This is a genomic window from Micromonospora sp. MH33, from assembly GCF_003013775.1.
In the GTDB taxonomy this organism is placed as follows: Bacteria; Actinomycetota; Actinomycetes; order Mycobacteriales; family Micromonosporaceae; genus Micromonospora; species Micromonospora fulviviridis.
This window is the reverse complement of the sequence record NZ_MUYZ01000004.1, coordinates 54,862-66,656: the sequence shown is the minus strand read 5'-3', so window position 1 is coordinate 66,656 and position 11,795 is coordinate 54,862. Positions and strand designations below refer to the sequence as shown.

General features: G+C 68.8%; 9 protein-coding genes and 1 pseudogene. 6 read left to right on the top strand and 4 right to left on the bottom strand.

Annotated features, from left to right (window positions below):
• Positions 1-42 precede the first annotated feature (42 nt).
• Positions 43-768: pseudogene (locus B0E53_RS01760) on the top strand (NmrA family NAD(P)-binding protein).
• A gap of 151 nt (positions 769-919) precedes the next feature.
• Here the strand turns inward: B0E53_RS01760 and B0E53_RS01755 are convergent.
• The 4 genes from B0E53_RS01755 to B0E53_RS01740 all read right to left on the bottom strand — a co-directional run bounded on the left by B0E53_RS01755 (position 920) and on the right by B0E53_RS01740 (position 5,344).
• The gene (locus tag B0E53_RS01755) at positions 920-1,627 is read right to left on the bottom strand and encodes a GntR family transcriptional regulator (protein WP_107074316.1); all 708 of its coding nucleotides are present in this window, start codon (positions 1,625-1,627) and stop codon (positions 920-922) included.
• A 103-nt stretch (positions 1,628-1,730) separates the two neighbouring features.
• Positions 1,731-3,425, bottom strand: a complete 1,695-nt coding sequence (locus tag B0E53_RS01750) for a dihydroxy-acid dehydratase (protein WP_107074315.1) — start codon at positions 3,423-3,425, stop codon at positions 1,731-1,733.
• Between the two features lie 53 nt (positions 3,426-3,478).
• A complete protein-coding gene (locus B0E53_RS01745) occupies positions 3,479-4,453 on the bottom strand; it encodes a cyclase family protein (protein WP_107074314.1) in 975 nt (324 codons plus the stop codon).
• Positions 4,454-4,492: 39 nt separating this feature from the next.
• The gene (locus tag B0E53_RS01740; protein WP_210405858.1) at positions 4,493-5,344 is read right to left on the bottom strand and encodes a carbon-nitrogen hydrolase family protein; all 852 of its coding nucleotides are present in this window, start codon (positions 5,342-5,344) and stop codon (positions 4,493-4,495) included.
• A gap of 364 nt (positions 5,345-5,708) precedes the next feature.
• Between B0E53_RS01740 and B0E53_RS01735 the strand changes: the two genes are divergently transcribed.
• The 5 genes from B0E53_RS01735 to B0E53_RS01710 all read left to right on the top strand — a co-directional run bounded on the left by B0E53_RS01735 (position 5,709) and on the right by B0E53_RS01710 (position 11,710).
• A complete protein-coding gene (locus B0E53_RS01735) occupies positions 5,709-6,464 on the top strand; it encodes an SDR family oxidoreductase (protein ID WP_107074313.1) in 756 nt (251 codons plus the stop codon).
• Between the two features lie 37 nt (positions 6,465-6,501).
• Positions 6,502-7,518: an ABC transporter permease gene (locus tag B0E53_RS01730; protein ID WP_168215181.1), complete on the top strand. Its 1,017-nt coding sequence runs from the start codon at positions 6,502-6,504 to the stop codon at positions 7,516-7,518.
• A 57-nt stretch (positions 7,519-7,575) separates the two neighbouring features.
• Positions 7,576-8,736: a substrate-binding domain-containing protein gene (locus tag B0E53_RS01725; RefSeq protein WP_107074311.1), complete on the top strand. Its 1,161-nt coding sequence runs from the start codon at positions 7,576-7,578 to the stop codon at positions 8,734-8,736.
• A 104-nt stretch (positions 8,737-8,840) separates the two neighbouring features.
• The gene (locus B0E53_RS01720; protein ID WP_210405857.1) at positions 8,841-11,291 is read left to right on the top strand and encodes an ATP-binding cassette domain-containing protein; all 2,451 of its coding nucleotides are present in this window, start codon (positions 8,841-8,843) and stop codon (positions 11,289-11,291) included.
• Between the two features lie 113 nt (positions 11,292-11,404).
• Positions 11,405-11,710, top strand: coding sequence for a hypothetical protein (locus tag B0E53_RS01710; protein ID WP_107074309.1), 306 nt, complete (start codon positions 11,405-11,407; stop codon positions 11,708-11,710).
• Positions 11,711-11,795: the final 85 nt, after the last annotated feature.

Below are 11,795 nucleotides of genomic sequence, written 5' to 3'. Positions count from 1 at the left end.
CGATCGGTCGCCGCGTCCGCTCGCCGGGAAAAGGTGTCTTTGATGGCCGATGCGCCGGTCTTGGTGTTCGGGGCGACCGGCGGGCAGGGCAGCGCCGTCACCGAGGCGTTGTTGGGCCGCGGGGCCCGGGTGCGGGCACTGGTACGCGACCCGGAGCGGGCGGCGGCTCGCCGGTAGGCCGACCGGGGTGTCGAGGTGGTCGCGGGATCGCTGGATGATCGCGGTTCGCTGGCCGCGGCGACGGCGGGCGCGGGGGCTACCTTCGCGCTCACGACGCCCTTCGAGGCGGGCGTGGATGCCGAGGTCGCCCAAGGACGGGCGATCCTGGCAGCCGCCGGCGAATCCCGAGTGCCGCATCTGGTGTTCAGTTCGGTGGCTGGCGCCGACCAGGGCAGCGGTGTGCCGCACTTCGACAGCAAGGCGCGCATCGAAACCGAGCTGGCTGCTGGTGACGTCCCGTACACGATCTTGGGGCCGACGTACTTCTTCGAGAACGCCCTCGGTGGGGCGGACCGCATTCGCGGTGGGGTGCTCGATCTGCCGCTGCCGGCGGATCGGCCGCTGCAGCAGCTTGCCCGCGCCGACCTCGGCGCCTTCGCCGCGCAGGTGCTTCTCGACCCCGCTCCCTACGTCGGGCGGCGCATCGAACTGGCCAGCGATGCCCCTACCCCCGCCCAGATGGCGGCCGCGCTGCATGCCGCCTACCCCGAGGTGGGTTGGACCAGCTTCGCCGACTGGGCCCACCACACGTTCGGCTCTGTTCCGTGAGCACCGCAACCTGGGATCACATCAGTTGGGCCTGGGAGTTGTGCCAGGCTTCCTGCCCAGTGCCGGCCGGTTCAGGGGCGTGCGAGTTGGCGGACGCGTACGCGTTCGGGTTCGAAGGCGGTCCACAGCGCGGCGGCGACGTCGGCGCCCGCTAGGGGGTCATCCTCAGCGGTCTGACGGGTGGCTGGTAGTTCTCGACCGCCGCCGGGTCGTCGGTCGACTGCTGCACCAGCATCTGCAACGTACCGATCAGGTGGTCCTGGACCGCATCGCTGGCACCAGCCGGATCGCGGGCCATGATATTGGTATAGATCTTTTCGTGGACGGCCAGGATGTCGGCGAGGGTTCGGGTCTTCGTCGTCGACAGGCCCAGCGCGTGCATCTGGGAGCGAGTGTTCGCCACGACCTGGACGACCCGCTCGTTGCCCGCCGCCCGGACGATCGTTTCGTGGAACACCAGGTCGTGTCTCTGGAAGAGACTTTCGTCGCCCGCGTCACACGCTTTCCGCATGCCGTCGAACGCCTTCTTGAGGGCGGCGCGATCGCGTTCGCTCATCTCGGTCGCCGCACGATAGGCCGACGGTGCCTCGAGCAGCAGCCGGAGCGAGTAGATCTCCTCGATGTCCTTGACCGAGAGTTCCAGGATTCGTACGCCACGACTGCGCTCGAACCTGACCATGCCGTTGGCCGCGAACTGCAACAGCGCCTCGCGTACCGGTGTGCGCGACACCCCAAGCTGACTCGCGATCTCCACCACCGAGTACAACGAACCAGGCGTTAGCTCCCCAGAGATGATCGCGGCCCGGATCTGCTCGAAGACCCGTTCGGTCAGTGAGGCATCCTCGGACAGCGGCTTCACGCCCGCCCACCCTTTCCGCCGGCACGGTGTGCAACAGCCTCGCGGCCCGTTGTCCGCAGGTATGTCGCCGGTCCCATCGTTCCCCGCATTTCTCGCCCGGAGCCTACAAGAATGAAAGGTCAGCGCCCTGGCTAGGGGGCAGGACCGTTGTCGCGTAGAGCCGTCGCCAGCCACGTTCCGGCAGCGGAGGGGGAGTGAAACCGGCCAGGCGCCGCCGGACCTCCGCCTCATCCACCAGAAGGTCGAGCCGTCGTGCTGGGATGTCGAGTCGGATGAGGTCGCCGTTTCGGACGGCGGCGAGCGGCCCGCCGGCGGCGGCCTCGGGGTCGCAGTGCAGGACAACCGTCCCGTACGAGGTCCCGCTCATCCTCGCGTCGGAGATCCTGACCATGTCGCGTGTTCCATTTCGCGCCAGTTTGGCCGGGATCGGCAGTGCCCCGGCCTCCGGCATTCCAGCGGCGATCGGCCCGGCGTAGCGCAGCACGAGAATGTGGTCGGGAGTGACGTCGAGGTCGGGGTCGTCGAGGATCGAGGCGATGTCCTGGTCGGCGTCGACGACGAAGGCCGGGCCGGTGTGCTGCATCAGGGACGGGCTCGCCGCCGAGGTCTTGATCACCGCGCCGTTCGGGGCGAGTGATCCGGTCAGCACCGCCAGAGCGCCGGGTGGCCCGAGGGGGTCGTCGAGCGGTCGGATGACGTGCTGCCAGTCGGCACGCGCGTCGGTGTCGGCGAGCAGGTCGGCCAGGGCATGCCCGCTGACCCCGACCGTCGACGTCTCCAGGTGTGGTTCCAGCTCTTTGAGCAGGGCGGGAAGCCCACCGGAGCGGTGGAAATCCTCCATGTAGTTCGCGCCCGACGGCTTGCAGTCCACCAGCAGCGGTACCTTGGCGCCGATGGTGTCGAAGTCGGCGAGGGACAGGTCCACCCCGGCCCGGCGGGCCACGGCGATCATGTGCACCAGGACGTTGGTGGAGCCGCCGAGCGCGGCGAGAACCTTTACGGCGTTCTCGAATGCGTCCCTGGTGAGGACCTGTCGCGGCGCGGGTGCCCCCTGGCGGGCCAGTTCGACGGCGCGTCGTCCGGTGGCGACGCCGTGGCGAAGCCGCTCGCCGGTCGACGCCCCCGGGGTGGCTCCACCGGGCAGCATCATGCCGAGCGTTTCCGCCATGCAGGCCATCGTGGAGGCCGTGCCCATGACGGCACATGTGCCAGCTGTCGTGACCAGCTCGCTTCGCGCCTCGGTCACGTCGGCGGACGTCAGGTTTCCCGCCCGATGCTCTCCCCACACCCGGCGGCAGTCGGTGCAGGCGCCCATCCGCTGCCCGCGCCAGCTGCCCGTCATCATCGGTCCGACCACTTCGAGCATGACCGGCTTGTCCGACGACGCGGCGGCCATCAGCTGGGCCGGGACGGTCTTGTCGCAGCCGCCGAGCAGTACGGCGGCGTCCATCGGCAGAGCGCGGATCATCTCCTCGGTGTCCATCGCCATCAGGTTCCGGAACAGCATGGAGGTGGGCGAGGTGAGGATCTCGCCGAGGGAGATGGTGGGGAAGTCCATCGGGAGACCGCCGGCCTCGAGGATTCCCCGCCGTACGGCCGCCAGCAGGGCCGGCATGTCCCGGTGGCAGGTGTTGTAGTCGGAGGCGGTCACCGCGATCCCGACCACGGGCCGGTCGAGGTCGACGTCGTCGTACCCGCGGGAAGCCAGGAACGCTCGCCGCAGGTACCGGCTGAAACCGTCGTCTCCGTAGGCGGTCCGGCTGCGGTCGATCGCAGAGGTGAACTCTTCGTTGGGCATGACAGGGTCGCCTTACTTGAATGGTGACGGTGGAATCCGGCTGATCGTGTTGCTCAGCGGATCAGTGGCAGGGCAAGGGGGCGCATCGGCGCGCCGGTGGCGCCGCGGATTTTCAGGCAGGCGCCGACGAAGGCGAATTCGTAGAGGGATTCCGCGGCGAGGTGCTCACAGTCGACGATCTCCATGATGGGCACACCGGCCTCACCGAGCAGGTAGGTGTGGACCACCTGCCAGTTCTCCGGGTCGTTGGCCGGCATCTGTTCGAGAGCCGAGTTGTCGCCGCCGATCACCGCTGCTCCGGCCAGGGCGAGGAACCGCGCGCCGTCGAGGTTCAGCCCAGGGCTGTTGTCGATGTAGTGCCGTGGATCGGGCCACTGGGTCATTCGCCCCGTACGGACCAGTGCGATGTCCCCGGGCAGGAAGGTGGTCCGCTGTCGTTTCAGTGCGTTCCGTAGGTCATCGGCGCCGATGCCGTAGTTGTCCGGCAGCATGTCGACACCGTGCAGCGCGGCCACGTCGAAGAGCACGCCGCGACCGATGATCGGGGGGATCCTGTCGGCTCCGCATCTGGTCCAGTGCCGGGAACTCAGGTGCTGCGCGGTGGAGAATCCGTTCCAGATCTCGCCGTTGTAGCCGAAGTGGTTGAGCGTGTCGATATGCGTCCCGGTGTGGGTGTACATCGACACCGCGTCGCCGGAGTAGGCGACCAGTTCGTTCTGGGCCTGCCCGGCGCCGGTCAGGTCGTCGAGAACCGTGCCGGCGGGGGTGTGGGTCATCCACTGCTGGAAGGGCGGGTCACCGGCCTTGATCCAGGAGGGCATGCCCACGAACATGTCCACCGACAGGTCGATCGCGGCACCGCCGTCGGCGCGTCGCATGACCTCGCGGGCGGATTCAGCCGACAGCAGGTTGAGCATGCCGATCTCGTCGTCGGGGCCGAAGGGACTCCTGGTCACCTTCCGGAACTGGGCGGCGTAGGCCGCGATCTTCTGTCGGGTCGCCTCGGTGATGAACTCAGGTCCGCACACGGCCGCCCTCCTTCTCTGGTCGCATGTCTTCGTCTGACCTCAGTCGAGGTCCGCGTCCCGCTCGGCCCGGACCGGACCGGTGATCTCGGTGTACTGGTCCGGCCTGCGTCCGGCGAAGATCTCAAGTTCGTACTCGCCCGGGACGATCACCAGCTTCTTGTTGCGGGCCTGGGCGAGTTCCACCTCGGCGCCGAAGAGTCCTTCGTCCGTGCCGGCGTCGACCAGAACCTCCCCGTCCGGAGAGACCACCTGGCTCCGGCCGTGGAAGGGAGTGCCGTTCTCCTGGTCGGCGCGGTCGGCGACGGCGAGGTAGACGAGGTTCTCCAGGGCCCGGACCCGGGTGACGTGGTCGGAGAGCATGTTCGCGTTCCGCGGCCAGTTGGTCGGCACCGCGATGATGTCCGCACCTTGCAGGGCGAGCACCCGAGCCGCCTCCGGGAAGCGCAGGTCGAAGCAGATCATCGTGCCGATCTTTCCGGCCGGCGTCTCCACCACCGGCGGGGTGTCGCCGCGACCGGGCGTCACGAACCGGTCGGCGCCGAGGTGCGGCAGATGCTGCTTGCGGTAGATCCCGAGCACCCCGTGCGGGCCGAGCGTCACCGCCGAGTTGTACAGCAGGGTGCCGTCGGTTTCGAGGAAGCCGACCACGGCGATGGTCGATGCTTCCCGGCATGCCCGGACGAGGTGCCCGATCCGGGGATCGCCGACGCCGATGGCGGCGCGCGCCGTCTCCTCGTGCGAGTCGAACATGTATCCACTGAGCGTGCACTCCGGGAACACCACCAGGTGGTTGCCCTCCGCGCCGGCGCGTCTGATCGTCGCGGCCGTGCGTTCGACGTTCGCATCCGGGTTTCCCTGAGCTGATGGCAGTTGGGCGACCGCGACCCTCACCGTTTCCTTCGTCCCGGGCATCTCCAGCACTCACCGCCTCTGCTCCGAACCGCCGTCACCGGCACGCTGCATGCAGCATGCCAACCGTCCAAGTCGCCGTCAAGCCCTTGACATGCTGCATGCAGCATGCCAGCCTCGTCCCCAGCTTAGAGCTGTTCCCGCAGCTCATCTCCATAATCGGCGGTACCACCCGCGTGCCAACGCAGCGACGTGTCGCCCATCGAACAACGCTCGGATATCCCGCCTCCACCCAAGCGGTGGGATGCATTCGAGGTGGGACCGGTGGAGGTTCAGCGCCTCGGCCCCCACCGATCGGCCGGCCCGTCCGGCAAACCGCTGACCCTACGAGCCAAAGGACCTGATCATGGGGAACGCCGTCATGATCACCGGCGCGAGCGGTGGCATCGGTGCCGCCGTGGCACGTGCCGTCGCCGCCGCGGGCGACGCCGTTCTGCTGGTCGACCACCGAGCGGAGGGGATCGAACGGCTGGCGGAGGAGCTGCGCTCCGAGGGGCGGCGGGCGTTGGCCCACGTAGCCGACATCGCCGACGAGGACGCGGTCCACGACACCGTCGGCGCGGCACTCGACGCATGGGACAGGATCGACGGGCTGGTCAACTGCGCCGCCATGATGATCTCCACGCCGCTCACCGAGACCACGCTCGCGGACTGGACGCGGGTGCTCACCGTGAACGCGACCGGCACCTTCCTCACGTGCAAGCACGTCGTCCGAGCCATGGTCGGTCAAGGGCTGGGCGGCTCCATCGTCAACCTCTCGTCGATCTCGGGGAGAGTCGGCCTGCCCAACCAGCCGGCGTACTGCGCCTCAAAGGGGGCGGTGCTCCAGCTGACCCGTCAGATCGCCGCCGACTACGCCGGCCACAACATCCGCTGCAACGCCGTGAGCCCAGGCTCGGTCCGTACGGACCAGCTTCGGACGTACCTCGCGGCACAACCCGATCCGATCGCTGCCGAACGGCAGCTCGTCGACTCCCATCCGCTGCACCGGATCGCGGACGCCTCCGAGGTCGCCGCGGTGATCGTGTTCCTGCTCGGTCCCAGGTCGAGCTTCATCACCGGTGCCGACATTCCGGTCGATGGCGGCTACACCGCCGTATGACCACCCGCACCCTGGTCTGACAGAAAGGACACGCGGGATGTCCCTCGACGTAAGCGAACCCGAACAGCAATCCAGGCAGATCCCCGCGTCACGGTTGCGGCGGCCCCGGGGGCCGTTCACGCCGGTGTGGGTGATGACCGCGCTGCTCTTCGCGGCCAGCCCGCTGATCGCGCCGGGCAGCCTCTCCGGTTCCGCGTTGAACTCGATGTTCCCATTCGCTGCGGTCCTGGCGGTCGCCGCACTCGGGCAGGCCTTCGTCGTCAGCCAGGGCGGCATCGACCTCTCGGTGCCCGGCGCGATGGCCCTGGCCGCGGTGTTCGTCACCAAGGTGCCGGAGCTCGCCGGCATCCCGGTCCCGATCGCGGCCGCCCTCGGACTCCTCGTGGGCGCGGCCGGTGGACTCGTCACCGGCATCGCCGTGGTGCGGTTCGGGATAGCGGCGTTCGTGGTGACCCTGGCCATGAACGCGATCCTCATCGGCGTGGTCCTACAGGTGTCCGGCGGATTCCCCGGCTCGGCGGATCCGAGCCTCAGCGGCTTCGCGACCGGCTCGGTGTGGGTGGTGCCAAACCTCCTGATCATCGCGGTGGTACTGGTCGTGGCCACCCAGTGGCTGCGCCGCCGGTCGGTGCTGGGTCGCCGGTTCATGGCGGCGGGCGCCAACTCCGCAGCCGCGCGGCTGCTGGGTATCCGGACCGGGGCATACCAGGTCTCCGCCTATGCCGCGGCCGGGGCTCTGTACGCCGTGGCCGGGCTGCTTCTCGCGGGATATCTGCGTACGCCCGACATCCTGCTCGGTAACACGTACCAGCTGTCGTCCATCGCCGCTGTGGTCCTCGGCGGGAGCGTACTGACCGGCGGCATGAGCAACGCCCTCGCCACCGGCGTCGCCGCGCTGTTCCTGACCCAGCTGAACCAGGTCGTCCTGGCCGCCGGTGCCACCACCTCGATCCAGTTGCTCGTCCAGGCGGTCGTGCTCGCGGTGGCCGTCGTCCTGCGCCGACTTCCACTGACCGGGGTCCTACGCCGGCTCGGCGTGCCCAGATCCCGGTGACCCCTTCCACCTCATCTCGCCCGTTTTTCCCCTAGTAGCCCTCGAACTGGAGGAACAGTGATCGACAAACAACGCCGCGCGCCGGCGGCCGGAGCGGTGGTGATCACGGCGATGCTCGCCGTCACCGGATGCGCCGCCAAGAAGAACGACTCGCCGAACGCCGCGGACGTCGAGGCCGTCTACAGCGACCAGACCCGGGTCGGCGAGGTCAACCAGCTGAAGTCGATCCAGGAGTTCTGCGGCAGCAAGCCGTTGAAGGTCGCGCTGGCTGACGGGACGGGTGACAACGCCTGGCGCAAGACGGCCCGGGCGGAGTTCGAGGACGAGGCACGCAAGTGTTCGAACCTCACCGTCATGCCGTACTCCGACGCGCAGAACAACCCGCAGAAGGCGATCAGCGACATCAAGGCCCTCGTCGCACAGGGCGCCGACGCCATCGTCGTCTTCCCCGACGCCGGAGAGGCGCTGCTGCCCACCCTGCGGGAGGCGTTCAAAGCCGGTGTCGCCATCGTCCCGTGGACCGCCAACCCGGGCGGTACCCCCGGCAAGGACTACACCACCTTCGTCGGCCACAACACCATCAACGACGGCCGCACCTGGGCGCGGTGGACCTGTGAGCACCTGGGCGACACCGGCGGAAACGTGCTGTTCCTCGGCGGTACGCCCGGCAACACCCAGAGCACCACCGAGATCAAGGGTGTCGAGGAGGAGTTCGCCGCGAACCCCGCCTGCCGAAACGCCAAGTTGCTGAACGAGCCGGGCAAGCCGATCGACACGAACTGGAACCCCGCGCAGACCCAGCGGGTCGTTGCCGGCCTGCTGACCAAATACCCGAAGATCGACGCGATCATCTCAGACTCCGGTGACGGATCCCTCGGCGGCCTTCGTGCCTTCGAGGCGGCCAACCGGAAGCTGCCCCTCTGGACGGCCAACGACCTCAACGGCTTCGCCTGCGAGTGGAAAAAACGTAGTGCCCAACAGCCGGACTACAACATCGTGACTGTCTCCAGCCGGACCTGGATCGTCCGACTCGCCCTGCGCAAGGCGGTCGCGGCGAAGCAGGGGATCACCGACGGCGAGCCCGAGATCATCAACATCCCGATCTACGAGGACAGCTTCGACAAGGCCAAGCAGCCCAGGTGCGACCCGGCCCTGCCCAGCAACGCCATCCTCTCCGCGGAGCTCGGCCCCGAACAGCTCAAGAGCATCTACAACTGATCCACCTCCATGCTTGGCCGTTGGCCGACACCCCGGTCAACGGCCAAGCATCCGAAGGGACACCAACCATGGCTGGATCCAACGCCCGCCTTGTGATGCGCGGTGTGACAAAACGCTTCCCCGGCGTCCTCGCCCTCGATCGGGTCGACTTCGAGGTCCACGCAGGCGAGATCCACGCACTCGTCGGTGGCAACGGCGCGGGAAAGTCCACCCTGATGGCGATCGCATCCGGGGCACTGAAGCCGGACACCGGCAGCGTCGAGATCGGCGGGAGGCCGATAGCCGAAGTCTCGCCGACCGCCGCGCGCAGGCAGGGTTTGGCGATCGCCTTCCAGCATCCAGCGCTGCTGGCCGACCTGACGGTGGCTGAGAACCTCATGCTGTCGGTCCCGGAGGCGAAGCGGCCCAGGTTCGCCGAGGCCACCCGGTGGGCGAGGGACAAGCTGGCGGCGATGGGAATGCCGATCGATCCCACCTCGTCGGTCCGCACCCTGACTCTCGCCGAGAAACAGGCGGTCGAGATCTGCGGCGCGCTCGCCTGCGACCCGGAGGTCGTCATCTTCGACGAACCCACCGAACCGTTCATGGCCGCCGAGACCAACCGACTGTTCGAGGGCATCCGCGGGCTTGCGGCCCGTGGTGTCGCGGTCGTGTACATCAGCCACCGGCTACCCGACGTGTTCGCGCTGGCTGACCGCATCACTGTGCTGCGGGACGGGCAGATCCGCGGCACATTCAACCGGTCCGACGTCAGCGAGCGGGAAATCATCACCCGAGTCGCCGGACGCGAGGTCACGGCGCTGTTCCCCGATCGCGCCGACGATCTGGGGGAACCCGTGCTCCGGGTACGGAACCTGACGTCCGACCGGTTCGCCGGTGTGAGTGTGGACGTGGCGCGGCACGAGATCGTCGGCCTGGCCGGCGTCGAGGGCAACGGCCAACGGGAGTTCATCAGGGCCCTCGGCGGCGCGACGCGCAGCAGCGGCGAGGTGACGGTCGACGATCGCCCGGTCGACGTGTCGAGCCCACGCCGTGCCCGCGCGTCGGGCATCGTGCTCATGCCCCAGGAACGCCACATCGAGGGAGTGGCCACCATCCACTCCGTCCGGGAGAACCTGGCCGTCGCCGCGACCCACCGGACGTCCCGCGCCGGCGTCATCGCCCCGCAGTCCGAGGAGCGGATCGTCCGACGGGAGATCGCGGACCTGGGTGTGCGGCTCGCCTCGCCTGACGTGGCGGTCGAGACGCTCTCCGGCGGTAACCAGCAGAAGGTGGTGCTGGGCCGCTCGCTGCTCTCCGACCCCAAGGTCCTGCTCTGCGACGAGCCCACCCAGGGCATCGACGTGGGTGTCCGCTCCGACATCTACCACCGGCTCCGGCGGACCGCCGACGACGGAGTACCCGTCGTGGTGCTCAGCTCGGACAACGTGGAGCTCGCCGGCCTGTGCGACCGGGTTCTGGTCTTCCGCGGCGGCCGGGTCGTGGCCGAACTCGTCGGTGACGACATATCCGACGACGCCATCACGGCGGCGTCGCTGACCGGCACGGTCACGAAGGACGTGGAGCAGGCCACGTCCGGCGGCCGGGCCCGGGGGAGCCGGTGGCGCCGGCTTCTCAGCGGCGAGCAGGGGCCGAGTGTCTTTCTCCTCACGGCCGTGCTCGCCCTCGGGCTGGTCGGCGCCACGGAGAACGAGCGGTTCCTCTCCAGCTTCAACATCGGCAGCATGCTGGAACTGCTCGCACCCCTGCTGTTCCTGTCCGCCGGGCAGTTGATCGTGATGTTGACCGGCGGGATCGACCTCTCCGTCGGCCCGCTCAGCGGCGCCCTCGTCGTGGTGGCGTCGTTCTATGTCAGCGACGACTACGCGGTCGTCTGGTGGATCGTGGGGGTCGGGCTGATGACCCTGCTCGCCGTCGCCGTCGGCGGGGCGAACGGAGCACTCGTCCGGTTCGCGGGGGCCGCCCCCGTGGTGGCGACGCTGGTGACGTACATGGCGCTGCAGGGGCTGTCACTGGTCATGCGCGACATACCCGGCGGCTCGATCGCCGATCCGGTTACCGCACTGCTGAAGGCAGGGATCGGCCCGGTCCCCTGGCCGGTGCTCGTGGGCGTGGCACTCCTGCTCGGCCTCGAACTCGCGTCGCGGCGGACCATGCCGGGCTTGTACCTGCGGGGCACCGGTTCGAACGAACACGCCGCACACAAGCTGGGCATCCCGGTGGCCCGGGTCCAGGTACTGGCCTACGTCGCCAGTTCGGTATGCACACTGTTCGGCGCGTTCCTGCTCGCGGCCCAGATCGGGGTAGGCGACCCGACAGCCGGGACGTCCTACACGCTCGCCAGCATCACCGCGGTCGTACTCGGTGGCGCCTCCATCTTCGGCGGGCGCGGCAGCTTCATCGGCGTTCTCTGCGGAGTCGTGCTGCTTCAGGTGACCCAGAACGTCGCCGTGTTCGCCGGGCTCTCCCAGGCGTGGCAGTACTGGCTTCCCGGCCTGATGGCGCTCGCGGCGACCGGACTGTTCGCCCAGGCTCAGCGCCGGAGTCGCGCCTAGTGGTGCCTTGTCGTGGGCCTGCCTCAGGAGAGGTCGTACGGCAGGCCCACGTAGTTCTCGGCCAGGCTGGTCGCGGCGGCGACCGACGACACGGTGTAGCGGAGCTGGGCCAGTTGCAGGTTGCGGTCGGGTCGCTGGTGGTGCGATGCCTGCTCCTCGGCATCGTGGCGGTGTTCCTGGTGCTCGGCTTCCTGGTGCTGCCGTACGTCGGGGTGGACAGCCCGCCTCAGGATTTCGCCTACGTGCCGGTGCGCTATCTGGAGTTGGGTGGCTGGCTCGCCGTGTACGACACGAAGATGGCCGCTTGGGGGCGGGCCTATTCGCAGGGGCTCGGTCCGCTGATCGCGCTGGGGGTGTGGGTCGCGGTCGCTGGCACGGTGCTGCTGGTGGCGTTGGTGCCCCCGTTACCGGGGCCGTGAGCCGTGGTGGACGGTGCTGGTCTTCGTGCTGGCGGTCGCGGCGGTGTTCGGGGCGATGGTCGCCTCGCCCGAGCCGAGCGGCCAG

What these genes read in the sequence shown, in the direction of transcription:
- B0E53_RS01735 (WP_107074313.1), top strand. Translation starts at nt 5,709, where the DNA reads ATGGGGAACGCCGTCATGATCACCGGCGCGAGCGGTGGCATCGGTGCC.
- B0E53_RS01730 (WP_168215181.1), top strand. Translation starts at nt 6,502, where the DNA reads ATGTCCCTCGACGTAAGCGAACCCGAACAGCAATCCAGGCAGATCCCC.
- B0E53_RS01750 (WP_107074315.1), bottom strand. Translation starts at nt 3,425, where the DNA reads ATGCCCAACGAAGAGTTCACCTCTGCGATCGACCGCAGCCGGACCGCC.